Here is an 18,311-nt window from a genome sequence, read left to right as displayed (position 1 = left end):
AACGTGCACACGCTGCTTTTGATAAACAATTGTGGCTTACAGCCAAGGTTTTGGTAAGTAAAAGTATCGTGTGTACCATCTTCTATTTTGTAACCAGGGGCTAACTCGTGACTACAATCGTAAGTGTTCGCCGTAATGGCCAGGTCGTCATCGGTGGTGATGGACAAGCAACAATGGGCCATACCGTTATGAAAGGCAATGTCCGTAAGGTACGCCGCCTTTATAATGACAAGGTTATCGCGGGTTTTGCCGGCGGTACCGCTGATGCCTTCACCCTGTTCGAGCTGTTTGAACGCAAACTGGAAATGCATCAGGGCCACCTGACCAAAGCTGCTGTTGAACTTGCAAAAGATTGGCGGACAGACAGAATGCTCCGTAAGCTGGAAGCCCTGCTTGCTGTTGCAGATGAAAATGCATCTCTGATTATTACAGGTAATGGTGACGTAATTCAGCCAGAAAATGATCTCATCGCTATTGGCTCCGGTGGCTCATATGCACAGGCAGCTGCGCGCGCAATGCTGGAAACCACTGAACTCAGTGCCCGGGAAATTGCAGAACGCGCCCTGACTATCGCTGGCGATATCTGTATCTACACCAACCAAAATCATAACTTCGAAGAACTGCCTTCAAAAGCGTAAGGATAGATAGCATGTCTGAAATGACTCCTCGCGAAATTGTCAGCGAACTTGACAACCACATTATCGGTCAGGATAAAGCAAAGCGTGCTGTTGCCATCGCTCTGCGTAACCGCTGGCGTCGTATGCAGTTGGATGAATCACTGCGTTATGAAGTGACTCCGAAAAATATTCTGATGATTGGCCCAACTGGTGTAGGTAAAACCGAAATCGCCCGTCGTCTGGCTAAACTGGCCAATGCGCCTTTTATCAAAGTTGAAGCAACAAAATTCACTGAAGTGGGTTATGTCGGTAAGGAAGTTGATTCCATCATCCGCGATCTGACTGATGCGGCAGTAAAAATGGTACGCCTGCAATCCATTGAGAAAAACCGCTATCGCGCTGAAGAACTGGCAGAAGAACGTATTCTGGATGTTCTGCTACCACCAGCGAAAAACAACTGGGGACAAGCTGAAGAGCAGCCAGAACAATCCTCTACCCGTCAGGCATTCCGCAAGAAACTGCGTGAAGGTCAGCTGGATGAGAAAGAGATCGAAATCGAAGTGGCAGCTGCCCCGGTTGGTGTTGAGATCATGGCACCTCCGGGCATGGAAGAAATGACTAATCAGTTGCAGTCCATGTTCCAGAACCTGTCTGGTCAGCGTCAAAAAAGCCGTAAGATGAAGATCAAAGACGCATTCAAGCTGCTGGTGGAAGAAGAAGCTGCGAAGCTGGTGAATCCTGAAGAGCTGAAACAGCAGGCAATTGATGCCGTTGAACAGCACGGTATCGTCTTTATTGATGAAATCGATAAAATCTGTAAGCGTGGCCAAACCTCCGGCCCGGATGTTTCCCGTGAAGGTGTCCAGCGTGACTTGCTGCCATTGGTTGAAGGCTGTACGGTTTCCACCAAACATGGCATGGTAAAAACTGACCATATTCTGTTCATTGCTTCCGGCGCATTTCAGGTTTCCAGCCCTTCCGATTTGATCCCAGAGCTACAGGGCCGTCTGCCTATCCGTGTCGAACTGGAAGCATTAACTACCGAAGATTTTGAACGCATCCTGACTGAACCAAATGCTTCACTGACAGAACAGTACAAGGCATTAATGGCAACAGAAGGCATGCACATTGAATTTACCACTGATGGTATTCGCAAAATCGCAGAAGCAGCATGGCAGGTTAATGAAACAACCGAAAATATTGGTGCCCGCCGCCTGCATACTGTTCTTGAGCGCATGATGGAAGATATCTCTTTCGACGCCAGCGAATCTCAGGGGCAATCAGTTGAAATCAACGCTGACTACGTCAAATCACACTTAGACGAACTGGTCGCTGATGAAGATCTGAGTCGATTCATCCTGTAATTGATCTGGATCCTGCTTAGTAACAGTAAAAATGGAATGGGAGGCTTGCCTCCCATTTCTCTATTCTGCTTAAATCAAAATTTATCACATATGACATATTTGATGACAATATGAACTCAACAACGACAAGTAGTCAAATGCAGGCATGGCTGGAAAGTTTGCGTCCGAAAACCCTCCCGCTGGCGATAGCAGCAATTATGACAGGTTCAGCCCTTGCTTCATGGACCGGTCATTTTAGCTGGCCTGTGGCATTACTAGCCTTCCTGACTGCCTCCCTGCTGCAAATTCTGTCTAACCTTGCTAATGATTATGGTGACGTCGCCAAAGGCAGTGATACCGAAAAGCGTATCGGCCCAATGCGGGGTATGCAGAAGGGCCTGATTACAGCCCAACAAATGAAAACCGCGTTAAAAATTACCGTGCTGCTCTCCTGTTTGTCAGGCATTGCGCTTATTGCCGCAGCCTGTCATAGCCTTGGAGATATTATTGGTTTTCTGGGATTAGGTTTACTGGCAATTATTGCAGCCATTACTTATACCGTTGGTACCAAACCTTATGGCTATATGGGGCTGGGTGACCTTTCTGTCCTGATTTTCTTTGGCTGGCTCAGTGTTCTTGGCACGTATTATTTACAAGCGCATACTTTTTCCTTAAGTACCGTTCTGCCAGCAACTGCCTGTGGTTTACTCTCCGTAGCCGTACTGAATATTAATAACCTGCGGGATATCGAAACAGACAGCCAGAATGGCAAAAATACACTGGCAGTCAGGCTCGGTGGCAAAAAAGCCCGCTATTATCATGCTGCTCTGCTTACGGGGGCAATGTTCTGCTTTATCGCCTTTACACTTCTGTACCTGAACAACAACGGGTATGGCTGGTTATTTTTACTGGCATTTCCCATGCTATTGAAACATGTACTACAGGTACTGCGCGATCCAACAGCCGAAGGTATGCGCCCTCAATTAGTACAGATGGTCAAAGTGGCACTTCTGACCAATATCCTGTTTTCGATTGGACTGATACTTAATTAAGCGAGTACATATCAATTTTATCCTCACGTTTTAAGATTGATGATTTTGCCAACGCTAGTCTTAAAAGGATATACTGTCCGTTCCTTGCATAAACCAGACGTAAATCCCATGAAATATGATACTTCCGAACTTTGTGATATCTATCAAGAAGATGTGAATGTGGTAGAACCATTATTTTCCAACTTTGGTGGGCGTACTTCATTTGGTGGTCAAATCATCACGGTGAAATGTTTTGAAGACAACGGACTGCTCTATGACTTGCTGGAAGAGCCGGGACGCGGGCGCATTTTACTGGTTGATGGTGGCGGATCGGTACGCAAGGCTCTGCTCGATGCCGAGCTGGCCCAGCTTGCTGTCAATAACGAATGGGAAGGTATCGTCATTTATGGCGCTGTGCGTCAGGTAGATTACCTTGCTGAATTTGATATTGGTATTCAGGCGATGGCAGCAATTCCTGCAGGCTCCAGCAGTGAAGGCATCGGGGACAGCGATATCAGAGTAAATTTTGGCGGAGTGACTTTCTTTTCCGGTGATTATCTTTATGCAGACAACACAGGAATGATTTTGTCAGAAGTTCCGCTGGAAATAGATGGGGATGAAGATAATGATGAAGTGTAATAAATTATAGCCCAGCCATCACTCCTGATAATGATAAAAAAGGGCGCAGTAATTATCGCCCTTTTTTTGCAAAATAATTTCTGCAAAACTATCTTTCGGTAAAGCCAGCGGATACTTTATTGCACGTCTTCCATTTTACCCAACAAGGTACGTAAGCGTTCTTGCCATGCTGATTGTTCTTGTTTGAGCTGCTCATTTTCACGTACCAGTGAATCACGGCTGTCTGTCGCATTCTGGACATCCTGAGATAACACTGCGTTCTGTTCTTTTAATTCTTCAATTTCCATTTGCAGCAAAGTAATGGTATCAATTGCCTGCTGAACTTTAGATTCCAGCTTTTCAAAAACTTCAAATGACATTCTCGAGCCCCTCTTATAAGCAATGCCTTGATTGTATTTAGCCTGTTAACGACTGTCTAGTTTCATACTTCTAATGTGTGGCATATACCCTCCATCTTACGAGCGACCTCCCTATTTATTACGTGAGGTAACCCGAAATTTACCGGGTATGACGAGAAATATAGTGACTAATCCTAAATGAAGATAAGATCACATTTTAACGATGAATAAAACCCCAATTAAATGCGAATTCGCTCATTTTGTTGACGCAACACGCAGATTTCAATTTCGCTATTTCTCGTTTCCGCTCATTAACGATAAATTCACACCACCTTTCTCTGCGTAATCAGAACGCAGCAAGAAAGGACTAATAATTAATCTCCTCTCTGTACTTTTTATAGGATATAGAAATGGGCCAGACCACCACTCCAACATTATCAGGTCAATGTATTTCAGAGTTTCTGGGTACAGCATTGCTTGTTTTCTTCGGCTTAGGCTGTGTTGCTGCCGCACGTCTTGCAGGTGCACAACTTGGACTGTGGGAAATCAGCATTATCTGGGGCTTTGGTGTCGCCCTGGCTGTTTACCTTACTGCCGGCATTTCTGGTGCACACCTTAATCCCGCAGTAACTATTGCTCTATGCCTATTTGCCAGTTTTGACAGAAAAAAAGTACTCCCTTACATCATTGCCCAAATGCTAGGCGGTTTTGTCGCCGCAGCTCTTGTCTATATGATGTATTACAACCTTTTCCTTGATTATGAGCAAGTTCACAACATTGCTCGTGGGTCGCAAGAAAGTCTTTTCACGGCTGGCGTCTTTTCCACTTACCCTGCAACACAAATATCCGTATTCCATGCATTTATTGTTGAAGTTATCATCGCGGCTGTTTTGCTTTGCCTGATCCTGGCTCTGACAGACGACGGCAACGGTATTCCACGTGGCCCTTTGGCACCATTGATTATCGGTATTCTGATTGCCGTTATCGGTGGTTCTTTTGGTCCTCTGACCGGATTTGCTCTGAATCCCGCTCGTGATTTTGGACCTAAATTAGTTGCTTATTTTGCCGGATGGGGAAATATTGCTCTGACCGGAGGTCGGGACATCCCTTATTTCCTTGTTCCATTGGTAGCCCCTATTATTGGCGCCATACTGGGTGCATTTGGTTACCGCAAATTAATTTCCCGTCATTTACCACGTGAAAATTAGTTTTGCCTATATTTAGAGATGATAACAGATTAAAAAATAAAAAATTATTAAATAAGACCAGGTTATAGTTATGACAACAGAAAATATCACTGATAAAAAATATATCGTTGCGTTGGATCAGGGAACAACCAGCTCAAGGGCGGTGATTCTTGATCACGATGCCAATATTGTCAGTATTTCACAACGTGAATTTCCGCAAATATACCCTAAACCAGGCTGGGTAGAGCATGATCCAATGGAAATTTGGGCCAGCCAAAGCTCAACGCTGGTTGAAGTATTGGCAAAAGCCGATATTCGCTCAGACCAAATTGCCAGTATCGGGATCACGAATCAACGGGAAACAACGATTGTCTGGGAAAAAGAGACAGGTAAACCCGTTTACAATGCCATTGTATGGCAATGTCGCCGAACCGCAGATATCTGTACCCGCCTGAAGAAAAAAGAAGGTCTGGAAGAGTATATCCGTCATAACACTGGTCTGGTTATCGACCCTTACTTTTCCGGAACAAAAATAAAATGGATTCTGGATAACGTTGAGGGTGTCCGCCATCGCGCTGAAAATGGTGAACTGCTGTTTGGTACCGTTGATACCTGGCTGGTCTGGAAAATGACACAAGGTCGCGTACATGTTACCGACTATACCAACGCTTCCCGCACTATGCTGTTTAACATCCATGACCTCGACTGGGATCAGAAGATCCTTGATGAGCTGGATATTCCTCGCGTTATGCTGCCAAAAGTTGCTGCCTCCTCGGAGATTTATGGTCAGACTAATATCGGCGGTAAAGGCGGTACTCGTATTCCTATCGCAGGTATCGCAGGCGATCAGCAAGCCGCACTGTACGGTCAATTATGTGTCCATCCGGGCATGGCAAAAAATACTTATGGCACTGGCTGCTTCCTGCTGATGAATACCGGCACCGATGCAGTACGCTCCAGCCATGGTTTGCTGACCACTATAGCCTGTGGCCCACGGGGAGAAGTGAATTACGCTCTGGAAGGTGCCGTATTCGTGGGAGGAGCCTCAATCCAGTGGCTGCGTGATGAACTGAAACTCATCGCTGATGCAGCAGACTCCGAATACTTCGCCACAAAAGTACAAGACAGCAATGGCGTTTATGTTGTTCCGGCCTTTACCGGGCTTGGTGCGCCTTATTGGGACCCGTACGCCCGTGGTGCCATTTTTGGGCTGACCCGCGGAGCAAACAGCAACCACATTATCCGAGCAACGCTTGAATCAATCGCTTATCAGACCCGTGATGTACTGGATGCAATGCAGGCTGATTCCGGTGCACGTTTACAGGCGCTGCGCGTAGATGGTGGAGCGGTTGCGAATAATTTCCTGATGCAGTTCCAGTCAGACATCCTCGGCACCCGTGTAGAGCGCCCTGAAGTTCGTGAAAGTACTGCATTAGGTGCGGCATTCCTTGCTGGTCTGGCTGTCGGCTTCTGGAAGGATCTTGATGAAGTGAAAAGTAAAGCGACCATCGAAAAAGAATTCCGCCCTGGCATAGAAACCACAGAGCGTAACCACAAATACAATGGCTGGAAAAAAGCTGTTGCCCGTGCTCAGGAATGGGAAGACCGCGCTTAAAAAGCGCATATATGCGAAAGCTCTGACAGATTAGCGTCAGAGCTTTTTAGTATCCGATAATTCAATGAATATCTCAGACAGTACGTTCCTGCTGCTGGATCCTCTGAGAGATTGGCAGCCAACACAATAAAATAAGTAACGCCATACAGAACATCAGCATACCCACGCTGAATTGGCTATTTTGTGGCAGCATCGCCGATAGCCATGTAGCCACACCAGATCCTACATTCTGTAACCCACCCACCAGCGCACCTGCCGCTCCAGCCAGATAAGGGAAGGGTTCCATAGCACCCGTCGTCGCCAGCGGAAATAACATACCCGCCCCAAAAAAGAACAGCGCAGCCGGAAGCAACAACGTCCAGACATTCATAATGCCGAACCAGCCGGGCAACCACATCAATGTTCCCGCCAACAGACAGCAAATAACAGCATTCCACACCAGCTGATAAAACGTTTTGTTTTCACGCCCTGCATACCATGCTCCCAGAAATGCAGCAGGAATAGGCAGAATAAACAAAATACTGACTGTTAAACTATCCAGCCCTAAAACAGCGCCGAGCAAAACTCCACAGCTAGCTTCAAACACAGCCACTCCCGCCAGACCGCCAATCAGCATAATCAGATAAGAAACAAAAATGCCATTGGATAGCAGCTGATGGAAAGAAACCAGCATTGTGCTCTGCGTTGTCTGCTCCGGACGGGTTTCCGGGAAATGCCGGAATAAAAACAGGAGCACGCCTGAACCCAGCAACAATAAAAACCAATAACAGGCACGCCAGCCAAAATAATGGCCCACGACACCACCAATCATCGGTGCTAATAACGGGCTGACCAGTATCGCCATATTCAACAGACTATTGGCACAACGCAGCGATGCTCCGGTATATAAATCTCTTGGCACAGTACGTATCATTACGCCTGCGACTCCCGTTCCCAGTCCCTGAAATACACTGACTATCACCAATGCCAATAAACTGGAAGAAAACAGTGCACATATCGTAGCAACCAGAAAAACTGACATTCCTGCCAAAATCACGGGGCGACGGCCGACTTTATCCGACAGTGGCCCATAAAAGAGCTGTGAAAACCCATAAGCGAATAAATAGGCCGCCATAACCCGTTGGACTTCCCCCGCCGGCTTACCAAAGCTATTCGCTATATCAGCAATCACCGGAACATAAATTGTCTGAGTCATCTGCCCAACAGCGGCTAACGCAATTAACATCAGCAATAAATTGAAATGTGCTATTTTTCTCATCGCATTTACATACAATTTTATTTAAGCAAAATATACCGCCTGATTAAGGTACATTCCCTATCAATCAGATGGGTATAACGGCAACAGTGAAGCCCTCAGGTTATTAATGAACAAACCTGACTACAGACTTCACTAGATTAAATTTTCCCGAGCAATGTATATTTTTTATCGGCAGTATACAATTTTACATGAGGAAAAAATTGCAGTCACATTACTCTGCAATGTCAATAAAAGTGTACATATCCATCTTAAAATACAACGAAAATACAGTTAATTAGACTGCAACACGTAATCGATAAGCCTATTTCCCTCAATCGCGTAGAATCACCGAGTGATGAGTCACTCACTCCGTACAATTTCATTCTGTAAAATTTTATTTCGTATAATTTTCTTTCGTAATAGTGCAGAGAGGCTAAATGCAATGGCAAACTGGGTTACAGGAAAAGTCACTGACGTCACCAATTGGACAGATTCACTATTCAGTATCAAGCTACATGCACCAATAGAAAAATTTACTGCTGGCCAATTTGCAAAACTTGCTCTCGAAATTGAAGAGGAACGTATCCAGAGAGCCTATTCTTATATCAACGCTCCCAATGACAATAGTCTTGAATTTTATTTAGTCACTGTACCGAATGGAAAACTCAGCCCTCAGCTTGCCACTTTGCAGGTCGGTGATGAAGTTCTGGTGACAGAACAGGCAGCCGGTTTTTTTGTTCTTGATGAAATCCCTGATTGCCAAAACCTCTGGATGCTCTCAACCGGAACAGGTATAGGGCCTTATCTTTCCATTCTCCAGCTGGGAAATGATTTGGAGCGGTTTGAAAATATTATCTTAGTTCATGCAGTCAGATGGGAGCAGGATTTAAGTTATTTGCCTCTCATGCGGCAACTGGAAAAAACGTTTCAGGGGAAATTGTGGATCCAGACCATCGTTAGCCGGGAACAATGCCAGAATTCGCTAATGGGGAGAATTCCGGCACTGATTGAAAATGGTGAACTGGAATCAGCTATCGGCTTATCAATGCAGGCAGAAAACAGCCACGTGATGTTATGCGGAAACCCCCAGATGGTCAGAGATACCCAACAATTGCTTAAAGAACAACGTGGCATGACAAAGCACCTGCGCCGTAAGCCGGGGCATGTGACCAGTGAACAATACTGGTAGTGTTCATAAATCAACTCATTGGATATATGACCATTTAATGTTTTTGTGCAGAATTGCCGGCAGAGATGTACTCAACCATTTCTGCCGATTCACCAAAACGGTTTGCACCTTCCGTACCCCGGAATACTCCACAGTCCAGTATGATCATGACAAAAATCAGTGTCGGGATAAAACGGCCAATTCCCCACTGCCATATGGGTGCTAGCATATTCCAGTCGAGAGAGAGCAAAAACCAGGCCAATATCAGCAATAACGCCCACCCTCCGCGTTTATTGCGATCATGCAGGCGCTTCGAAAAAATCGCCGCTGTCGGATACAATATCAGTGCCGTGCATACTGCCGCAAAATTCATGGGGAGAACATTCATTCCATGCAGAGTGAGGAGAATAAAAATCAGAGCAAAACAGATACCAATTCCGATCCAGAACTCCCGTCGCCCGATGCGACCTTTGAATGAAAATCCCCATTGTTGTAATGTCATGTATTCTTTCCCAATTGTGGATACTGTTTTTCTGCCATTGACACTTTTTCCGCGACTTACATTCGGCGAGTAACAACATGAAAACAGGCATAAATAAACTTCTGCTGACAATATTAATCGCTTTTGGTATCGGTTTACCATTCTCAAGCACTGCAGGTGAGCCTTCTGTCACACCAGATCTGCGCCCACAGTTAATGTATCTCCTGCCTGATTCCCCGACTTTTGAAGACAATATCCCGGCCTTCCGGGAAAAATACAATAAAAGTCATCCTGATATTCTGCTGCACGAATATAAAGTTATTACGAGCACCGATATCTCTCTGCCTTTTATCCGTGCTGCCAGCAAGATCAACGAAAAAATCTACTCTTCCGCCGTACTGGAAAGAGGCAGTGAAAAAATTAAGAGTCTGCAAATTACATTACTGCCATCCCAACTCGCACAGGAAAAAGAGCAAAATCTGCTCCTGACGAAAAAGTATATCGCCGCCATAACCCGCCAGTTTGAGCCCACACTTTCTCTGGAACAGGCTCAGACACAAACAGAGAAACTTTTTAAGATGGCGGAAACACAACCTTTTTACAGTCTAAAAATCGGGGCGATACGCTATATCATCGTAAACAGCAGCGAAAATATAATGACCTTCGCTATTGAACCGATTAAGCTATCACTATCTGACGTACCAGCAAATGAAAATTAGTGACATAGCGCAGAGCTATTCGAGCCGATGATCTTTATACTGTCGGCCTTGCATTTATATACCCTATGGATTTCGAGTTGCATCGAGGCGGCAAGGGAGCAAATTCCCGGGAGCATAGATAACTATGTGACTGGGGTGAGCGAGCGTAGCCAACAAAGAGGCAACTTGCAAGACGACGGGTATAGAGAATGGCGTATCGCTACTCACGAGAGCACATTCATTTAGTTCGCAATTTGATTATTTTTCTGGTTGGAGGGAAAAACATGCGACATCCATTAGTTATGGGTAACTGGAAACTCAATGGCAGTACCCACATGGTTAACGACCTGATTGCAGGCCTGCGTAAAGAACTGAGCAACGTTGACGGCTGTGGCGTCGCTATTGCACCACCAACTGTTTATGTCACTCTGGCAAATAATGCACTGGCTGGTAGCCGTATCGCACTGGGTGCTCAAGATGTAGGCGTTAATCTTTCCGGTGCATATACAGGCGAAACTTCCGCAGAAATGCTGAAAGATGTGGGCGCAAAATATATCATTATCGGTCACTCCGAACGCCGTACTTACCACAAAGAAAGCGATGAGTTCATTGCGAAAAAATTCGCTATTCTGAAAGAACAAGGGCTTATCCCGGTTCTGTGTATTGGGGAAACTGAACAAGAAAATGAAGCAGGCCAGACAGAAGCCGTCTGTGCGCGCCAGATTGATGCCGTTCTGAACACACTGGGCGCAGAAGCGTTTAAAAACACCGTTATTGCTTACGAACCTGTCTGGGCTATCGGCACCGGAAAATCCGCCACTCCTGCACAAGCACAGGCTGTTCATAAATTCATTCGTGATCACATTGCTAAACAGGATACGGCTATCGCTGAGCAAGTCATTATTCAATACGGTGGCTCTGTTAACGCCAGCAACGCAGCAGAATTGTTTACTCAGCCAGACATTGATGGTGCTCTGGTTGGCGGAGCATCACTGAAAGCTGATGCATTTGCCGTTATCGTGAAGGCAGCAGCTGAAGCGAAAAAAGCCTAAGAACTTACAAAGATAATCGTCACCGCAGTGGCGATTATCCTTCTGACTTTTTTCTTACCGGTCAGTTAACGGCGAATAATCTCATCAAATACCCCACCTGTGGCAAAATGTTCTTTCTGCGCTTTTTCCCAGCCACCAAATACGTCATCAACAGTGAATAATTTCAGCTCAGGAAAGGTGGCACGGTACTTTTCGATAATCGTTTTATCACGAGGACGATAATAGTTTTTTGCGGCAATTTCCTGCCCGACCGGTGAATACAGGTATTTCAAGTATTCTGTTGCCAATTCACGTGTGCCTCGCTTATCGACAACTTTATCGACTACCGCCACAGTTGGCTCTGCCAGAATAGACATACTCGGAGTGACAATTTCAAATTGCCCTTTTCCCTGCTCTCCGTTATCTAACGTATGAATTGCCAGTAATGCTTCATTTTCCCATGCAATCAACACATCCCCAATCCCGCGCTCAACAAACGTACTCGTTGCGCCACGGGCACCGGAGTCTAAGACTTCAACATTTTTATACAGCGCCTTCACGAAGGCTTTTGCCTTAGATTGGTCCTGATTATTATGAGCCAGCGCATATCCCCAGGCAGCCAGATAATTCCAGCGTGCACCACCGGATGTTTTAGGATTTGGGGTGACAATCGCAACATCAGGTCGGACCAAATCTGACCAATCTTTGATATGTTTAGGATTACCCTTTCTTACCAGAAAAACAATAGTTGATGTGTAAGGCGCTGAATTATCGGGTAAGCGGTGAAGCCAATTTTTGGCAATCCGACCACGCTCTGCAATCGCATCCACATCATAGGCCAGAGCCAGTGTCACCACATCGGCCTGAAGACCATTGATAACTGAAGTTGCCTGTTTGCCTGAACCACCGTGTGATTGCCGGATTGTGATCCGATCTCCGGTTTTCTGCTGCCAATATTGGCTGAATGCCTGATTATATTGCTGATATAACTCACGCGTCGGGTCATAAGAAACATTCAGGAGCTGTAAATCTTTCGCCCAAGCATTTCCTCCGGTCAGAATAACCAGCAACAGCACCATCAATGGGGAATACCGGCTTATTCTCCATTTCATCCTCTTCCATTTCATAGGCGTAATCATCGGAAATGCTCTCCTCAATATTGGGTATGATTTTCATCGTAAAATTGACAGAAAGCGTTATGCCGCAGAAATAATTTTAAATTTCCACTTATTCATTATGGGAATATGACGTATGAAAAGGAGAGAGATAAAAAGAAAAACAGCCATATAAATATCATATGACTGTATCGGAAAAGCGCTCTTATGAAGGTTAGTAAAGTTTCTTCGCTGTTTCTAACCAATCTTTCTTGAAGATACGCTGCATATTCTGCACCGCATCAATAATGTCATGATGAACAAGTTTTTCGTTCTGGATACCAACACAACGGCCGCCACATCCTTCCAGCAACAGCTGAACAGAATAAGCCCCCATACGTGATGCCAGAATACGGTCATAAGCCACTGGCGCACCACCACGCTGAATATGACCTAATACCGTTGCCCGCGTTTCGTGACGTGTTTCCGCTTCAATATATTTTGCCAGCTCATCAACATCGCAGACATGCTCCGTAATCGCAACAATGGCATGACGCTTACCTTTCTGGATACCAGCTTGAATTTCAGCCAACAATTCTTCGCGATCAAACGGAATTTCACGTTCAGGCAGCACGATAAACTCACATCCACCTGCAATTGCCGCAGACAACGTCAAGTCACCGCAGTAACGTCCCATCACTTCAACAATAGAAATACGCTTGTGGGAGGTTGAGGTATCGCGCAGACGGTCAATAGCTTCAACAACCGTATCCAACGCTGTAAAATAACCGATAGTGTAATCTGTTCCCGCAACATCATTATCTATCGTACCGGGCAGGCCAATGCAGGGGAAACCCGCCTCAGTCAGTTTTTTCGCTCCCAGATAAGAACCATCACCACCAATCACCACCAGCGCATCAATTTCATTCTTACGCATGTTTTCGATAGCAATTTCACGCACTTTATCATCCCTGAACTCAGGGAAACGTGCCGAGCCTAAAAACGTGCCGCCACGGTTAATCATGTCGGAAACACTGTAGCGATCGAGCTTTTTCATCCTGTTTTCATACAGCCCCAGATAGCCATCATAAATACCATAAACCTCTAACCCTTCGGTTAAAGCGGCACGAACAACTCCACGAATAGCGGCGTTCATACCCGGTGCATCTCCACCGCTCGTTAAGACTCCGATTCTTTTAATCTTGTTGATCATGATGACCTCTGACTTATAGATGTAATATTTGCCTAATCTGCTGACTGCCCTTCCAAAAGAGAAGGTTCACGACGATTATTTCACTAAATTTTTGATTGCCAATTCATTAGCTGAATTGATTCAACCGCGCCCATGATACGGAAAAACATTCAGTCTGCATCAATCTTTTGTCTACTTTTTGACATTATTTTGATTATGAATAAATTCTTCTATCAATCCCAATTGTTTTTATGTTCATCAGGAACAACAGAGTTGGGATCCTGATGGATAATAATATCGGCACCGGGAAACCTATCACGCAATTTATTTTCAATTCCTTCGGCTAAAGCATGAGCCTGTACCAACGGTAAATTATCATCTATTTCAAGATGAAACTGAATAAACCTCGTCGGCCCCGATTGGCGGGTTCGCAGATCATGCCCGCCGGAAACACCGGGGTAATTTCTGATAATCTCTATAATCTCCTGCCGTTCCTCATCTGGCAAGGCTCGATCCAGTAAAGACTGGATCGCATCGTATCCCATTCTTAACGCGCTATAGAGAATATACACACCAATTCCCAACGCGAATAAAGCATCTGCTCGTCGGAACCCGTAGACACTCAAAACCAATGCCACCAAAATCGCGCCATTCATTAATAAATCAGATTTGTAATGCAACATATCGGCACGAATAGCCTGACTTTGAGTTTTATTAATCACCCATTTCTGAAAAATAACCAGACAGCTTGTTGAAGCAATGGCAATAATGATTACCCAAACACCCACAGCGGCATGCTCTAAAGGCTGGGGAGAAAACAAATGCTGAAAGCCGGTCAAAAACAGAAAAATCGCTGAGCCGGAAACAAACATACTTTGGGCAAGAGCAGCCAGTGACTCGGCCTTACCATGCCCGAAAGTATGTTCTTCATCCGCTGGCTGAAGGGAATAACGCACGACAAAAAAATTAGTCAGAGAAGCAGCCAGATCGACCAGAGAATCTACCAGTGCCGCCAATAAACTCACCGAGCCGGTAAACCACCAGGCAAAAATCTTCACAACTAACAATATACTGGCCAGTATTGTCGCCACCAGTGCAGCAGTACTGACCCATCGGCCATAATTAATACCCATATTCACAGCCCTCAAAGTTATTCAGGATGGTCTGTATCAGGTATAAAAATAGCGCGTTAAATGGAAAAATATAGGGGCAGAAAAGCAAAGAGAATCGATTCTGTCCAACATACCGCCGTGGCCTTCAATAATCTCACCAAAATCTTTCACGCCGCTGTCACGCTTGATCGCTGACATACACAGCCCACCGATGAACCCCATCAAGGTAATAGCCAGTGACATCCCTCCTGCTACCCACGGAGAAAATGGCGTTATCCAATACAGTGACATTCCCAACAATACCGAAGCTAAGATACCGCCGATAAACCCTTCAACCGTTTTATTCGGGCTTAATTTCGGTACAATCGGTCGCTTGCCGAATAATTTCCCGAACACATACTGCAAAACATCAGACATTTGCGCCACAATCATCAAAAACAGCAATAGCTTGATATTCTGCCCCTGATATTCCGCGATATCTAACATCAACAAAGCCGGTGCATGGCTAATGGCAAACACCGTTACCAGCATTCCCCACTGTATTTTTGCGGTACGCTCCAGAAAGTGAGTGGTATCACCGACCAAAGCAATACGGGCCGGTAAAAACAGAAAAACATAAACGGGTATAAACACCGAAAACAGCCCGTACCACTGCATTCCAACTAACACGTACTGAATCGGCAAAAAACCGAAGAAACACCAGAACAGTGCCTCATGGTCACTGCGACGAGTCGGGGTGAGAGTGATAAATTCGCGCAAGGCAAAAAAAGACATGACAGAAAACAACACAACGGACCCAATTGGCCCGATAACTACGGCCAGCACACAAACAATACACATCATCCACCAGCCACGAATACGGGCATTCAGATTATCGATGGTTGCGTTTCGTTTTTCCCCTGAATAACAGAGTGACAGAATACCGCCAATCACACTGGCAATAATCAGTACGCCAAAAATCCCGCTAAACAACAACACCAAATCATGATCTATCCCTGTCATAACACCAGCTCCTCCAATGCAGTCTGGGCACGTTGTAAAAAGACTTCCTTACTTTCATCATCCGCCAATTTATCCAGAGGCTGACCAAATGTCGCCGAACAAATAACGGGGATTAATATCCTTTTTCCTTTTGGTAAAGCACGATTTAAATTTTCCAGATAAACAGGGATAAGTTCAGCATCAGGATATTTTCGGGCCAGATGATACAGACCACTCTTGAACGGATTGATTTTCTCACCGTTCCCACGAGTTCCTTCCGGAAAAATAATCAAAGACTCCCCTTGCGCCAGAACACTTTCCAACGGTGCCAGAATTTCTTTTCTGTTACTGTTTTCCCCCTGACGCTCGATCAAGACAGCACAAAATACCTTATGAATAAGATAACGGCGAAGTTTGGTTTTATCCCAATAATCACGAGCCGCAACCGGATGCACCAAATGGCGCAACACAGGCGGAAGACCGGACCAAATGACTAATCCATCCAGATGACTGGAATGATTGGCATAATAAATCCGGCTCTTGGTCGATGGCTGGCAACCAACCCATCGCGCACGTACCCCCGTCAGGAGACGACACAGGCCCGATAACATCGCGCCTATGCTTCTCGACAGCAAACTGATTTTATAAATTTTTCCCATATAGGGTATCCCTATCCCTTTTTATATAGAGTAACAGTGATAAGATTTTTTAATTGAATAGACTAACCAGGTAAGATAATCAAGATTGGCTAAGATAACAACAGGCCTATATACACAATGGATTTCAAGATGCATCGCGGCGGCAAGAGAGTGAATCCCCGGGAGCATAGATAACTATGTGACTGGGGTGAGCGAGCGCGGCCAACAAAGAGGCAACTTGAAAGACGAAGTGTATAGCTTATAACAAGAACTGAAATACCCCCTAATTTACGGTTTACGAGACCTGCCTGACGGAATTTACATGATCGCCCTGTTATTTATTCGTGCCTCAAAGCCTAAAATAATAGAGAATATCCACTAAAATCCGTGTTTGTTCAGGTATGGTTATGTTTAAAGAAACAATCAGAAATCATTTATCTTGGAGTACGTTTTTCGTAGGGGGGTACATTTCACTCGTCTACGTTACAGGTGTTACTCGTTATAAAAACTTATTCTTTGCTTTGATAGCACTGGCTGCGCTCTACTGGATCATAAAAAACCCTAAAGGATGCCTCGCTGCGCTGAAAAATAATCTTGTGTTGGCTTTGGGAATATTCACGCTAACCACTATTTATTCTGTCATTATCTCTCCTGACCCAAAACTCAGCTTCCATGAGATAAAAACACCTTTTTTTAGAGATGTGGTACTTTCTGCCATATTGATTACTTTAGCGCTAAGTCAGACGGATAAACTGAAAATTCAGAAAATGATCATCGGCTCATTTCTGCTTGGATTACTCTTTATCACGATGAAGGAGATATACCTATTTTATCAGGACTATCAGAACGGCATTATGCCTTTCACTAACTACAATCACCGTAATATAGCCCATGGAATTGTATTCTTCTTCCCCGTATTAGTTGCCCTTTGGCATTTTCAGAAGCCCCAGAATTATATCCGCCTCGTACTGACAGTTTTGTTGATTCTATCTGTATCTTTTGTACTACTGGGAACACTGGCAAGGGGAGCTTGGCTAGCTGCTTTTGTTATGTTTTTTATGATGATATTGATGAATAAAAACTGGAAAACATTGCTTGCAAGCATCGTTATTATTTGTACAGCTTTATTTGCTATTAAACATGACTACCTAACAAAAGAAGCCACCTTAAATTATAAACTAACTCAAACCGATAGCAGTAACCGATATCACAATGGAACACAAGGTTCAGCCCTAACCTTAATTCTGGAAAATCCATTCAAAGGTTATGGCTCAGGCAATAAGATCTACGACCAGATTTATAATGATAACGTTAAAAACTATCCAAAGTGGATATACAAAGAATCCTTAGGTCCCCATAATATTTTCCTGACCGAATGGTTTGCTGCTGGGATACTAGGATTAGGGGGATTTCTGTTTTTGGTATTTGTTTACCTGAAACAATCAGGCAAACAGTGGAAGCAGGATAACGGCAGTTATAAGCAAGCCACACTGATCTTGCTCACCTCTTTCACTGGATATTTTATCGTGAGAGGAAACTTTGAAACCGTTCACCTAAACACCTTAGGTATTTATCTCGGTTTACTGATAGCCCTCTGTCAGCAAAGACTGAATAAAGTAGAGATAGAAAATTAGTAATCAAAAGCTGTTGTAGATATCAAAAGTGTCCACTTTTAGAAAATTTCAAATCATCTACAGTTGCTTAATGAAAAATTATCACTTTGATTTTAAAGGTAATTAACCTGAATTCTGGATAAGAAATTGACGAGAGGCCTGTTCCAGGAGCAAAGTTTTGGTGAAAGCCTAAAACTACTCCGGGGAGGAACAGGCCATGGACAAGTTAGTTGAAATTTTCTGCGATGTCGACGACTTTTGTCGTCTTTTCATCCCCCAGTGGGCGCAGTTTTGTC

At 44.7% G+C, this 18,311-nt stretch carries 18 protein-coding genes; 10 read left to right on the top strand and 8 right to left on the bottom strand.

Annotated features, from left to right (window positions below; all coding sequences use genetic code 11):
* Nucleotides 1-107: 107 nt before the first annotated feature.
* The 4 genes from hslV (at nt 108) to rraA (ending at nt 3,630) form a co-directional block, all read left to right on the top strand.
* A complete protein-coding gene (hslV, locus tag Xsto_RS15465) occupies nt 108-638 on the top strand; it encodes an ATP-dependent protease subunit HslV (protein ID WP_099120862.1) in 531 nt (176 codons plus the stop codon).
* An 11-nt stretch (nt 639-649) separates the two neighbouring features.
* Nucleotides 650-1,981 carry an ATP-dependent protease ATPase subunit HslU gene (gene hslU / locus Xsto_RS15460; RefSeq protein WP_099111247.1) on the top strand — a complete coding sequence of 444 codons (1,332 nt, stop codon included), beginning with the start codon at nt 650-652 and terminating at the stop codon, nt 1,979-1,981.
* A gap of 110 nt (nt 1,982-2,091) precedes the next feature.
* Nucleotides 2,092-3,012, top strand: a complete 921-nt coding sequence (locus Xsto_RS15455) for a 1,4-dihydroxy-2-naphthoate polyprenyltransferase (RefSeq protein ID WP_099125619.1) — start codon at nt 2,092-2,094, stop codon at nt 3,010-3,012.
* Nucleotides 3,013-3,120: 108 nt separating this feature from the next.
* On the top strand, nt 3,121-3,630 hold the full coding sequence (rraA, locus tag Xsto_RS15450; RefSeq protein WP_099111245.1) for a ribonuclease E activity regulator RraA: 510 nt from the start codon (nt 3,121-3,123) through the stop codon (nt 3,628-3,630).
* 116 nt (nt 3,631-3,746) lie between these two features.
* On the opposite strand, the gene zapB is transcribed toward rraA, so the two are convergent.
* Nucleotides 3,747-3,989 (bottom strand): cell division protein ZapB, encoded by a 243-nt coding sequence (gene zapB, locus Xsto_RS15445; RefSeq protein WP_099111244.1) that lies wholly within the window; start codon nt 3,987-3,989, stop codon nt 3,747-3,749.
* A 389-nt stretch (nt 3,990-4,378) separates the two neighbouring features.
* Between zapB and Xsto_RS15440 the strand changes: the two genes are divergently transcribed.
* Both Xsto_RS15440 and glpK read left to right on the top strand, forming a co-directional pair.
* Nucleotides 4,379-5,176, top strand: a complete 798-nt coding sequence (locus Xsto_RS15440; protein WP_099111243.1) for an MIP/aquaporin family protein — start codon at nt 4,379-4,381, stop codon at nt 5,174-5,176.
* Between the two features lie 70 nt (nt 5,177-5,246).
* A complete protein-coding gene (gene glpK / locus Xsto_RS15435; RefSeq protein WP_099111242.1) occupies nt 5,247-6,770 on the top strand; it encodes a glycerol kinase GlpK in 1,524 nt (507 codons plus the stop codon).
* Between the two features lie 73 nt (nt 6,771-6,843).
* Here the strand turns inward: glpK and emrD are convergent, their stop codons facing one another.
* On the bottom strand, nt 6,844-8,028 hold the full coding sequence (gene emrD, locus Xsto_RS15430; protein WP_099125618.1) for a multidrug efflux MFS transporter EmrD: 1,185 nt from the start codon (nt 8,026-8,028) through the stop codon (nt 6,844-6,846).
* Between the two features lie 421 nt (nt 8,029-8,449).
* On the opposite strand from emrD, the gene fpr reads away from it, so the two are divergent.
* Complete coding sequence (gene fpr, locus Xsto_RS15425) at nt 8,450-9,196, top strand: ferredoxin--NADP(+) reductase (protein ID WP_099125617.1); 747 nt, start codon at nt 8,450-8,452, stop codon at nt 9,194-9,196.
* Nucleotides 9,197-9,230: 34 nt separating this feature from the next.
* Here the strand turns inward: fpr and Xsto_RS15420 are convergent, their stop codons facing one another.
* Nucleotides 9,231-9,677 carry a DUF805 domain-containing protein gene (locus tag Xsto_RS15420; protein WP_099111239.1) on the bottom strand — a complete coding sequence of 149 codons (447 nt, stop codon included), beginning with the start codon at nt 9,675-9,677 and terminating at the stop codon, nt 9,231-9,233.
* Nucleotides 9,678-9,754: 77 nt separating this feature from the next.
* Between Xsto_RS15420 and Xsto_RS15415 the strand changes: the two genes are divergently transcribed.
* Both Xsto_RS15415 and tpiA read left to right on the top strand, forming a co-directional pair.
* Nucleotides 9,755-10,375: a DUF1454 family protein gene (locus tag Xsto_RS15415; protein ID WP_099120877.1), complete on the top strand. Its 621-nt coding sequence runs from the start codon at nt 9,755-9,757 to the stop codon at nt 10,373-10,375.
* Nucleotides 10,376-10,638: 263 nt separating this feature from the next.
* Nucleotides 10,639-11,406 carry a triose-phosphate isomerase gene (tpiA, locus tag Xsto_RS15410; RefSeq protein WP_099125616.1) on the top strand — a complete coding sequence of 256 codons (768 nt, stop codon included), beginning with the start codon at nt 10,639-10,641 and terminating at the stop codon, nt 11,404-11,406.
* A gap of 65 nt (nt 11,407-11,471) precedes the next feature.
* Here tpiA and Xsto_RS15405 read toward each other — a convergent pair whose 3' ends face one another.
* From Xsto_RS15405 to Xsto_RS15385, 5 genes are all read right to left on the bottom strand, one after another.
* Nucleotides 11,472-12,464: a sulfate ABC transporter substrate-binding protein gene (locus tag Xsto_RS15405; protein ID WP_099125615.1), complete on the bottom strand. Its 993-nt coding sequence runs from the start codon at nt 12,462-12,464 to the stop codon at nt 11,472-11,474.
* A gap of 250 nt (nt 12,465-12,714) precedes the next feature.
* A complete protein-coding gene (gene pfkA, locus Xsto_RS15400) occupies nt 12,715-13,692 on the bottom strand; it encodes a 6-phosphofructokinase (RefSeq protein ID WP_099125614.1) in 978 nt (325 codons plus the stop codon).
* 212 nt (nt 13,693-13,904) lie between these two features.
* On the bottom strand, nt 13,905-14,804 hold the full coding sequence (gene fieF, locus Xsto_RS15395) for a CDF family cation-efflux transporter FieF (protein ID WP_099125613.1): 900 nt from the start codon (nt 14,802-14,804) through the stop codon (nt 13,905-13,907).
* Between the two features lie 36 nt (nt 14,805-14,840).
* Nucleotides 14,841-15,785, bottom strand: a complete 945-nt coding sequence (locus Xsto_RS15390) for a phosphatidate cytidylyltransferase (protein ID WP_099125612.1) — start codon at nt 15,783-15,785, stop codon at nt 14,841-14,843.
* Nucleotides 15,782-16,423: a lysophospholipid acyltransferase family protein gene (locus Xsto_RS15385; protein WP_099111232.1), complete on the bottom strand. Its 642-nt coding sequence runs from the start codon at nt 16,421-16,423 to the stop codon at nt 15,782-15,784. The genes Xsto_RS15390 and Xsto_RS15385 overlap by 4 nt, the downstream gene beginning before the upstream one ends.
* Nucleotides 16,424-16,809: 386 nt before the next feature.
* Between Xsto_RS15385 and rfaL the strand changes: the two genes are divergently transcribed.
* Nucleotides 16,810-18,036, top strand: a complete 1,227-nt coding sequence (gene rfaL, locus Xsto_RS15380) for an O-antigen ligase RfaL (RefSeq protein ID WP_169926658.1) — start codon at nt 16,810-16,812, stop codon at nt 18,034-18,036.
* The last annotated feature ends 275 nt before the right edge of the window (nt 18,037-18,311 follow it).

This window comes from Xenorhabdus stockiae (assembly GCF_002632825.1).
Classification (GTDB): Bacteria; Pseudomonadota; Gammaproteobacteria; order Enterobacterales; family Enterobacteriaceae; genus Xenorhabdus; species Xenorhabdus stockiae.
The sequence above is the reverse complement of the archived record's forward strand: the minus strand, read 5'-3'. Positions and strand labels throughout refer to the sequence as shown.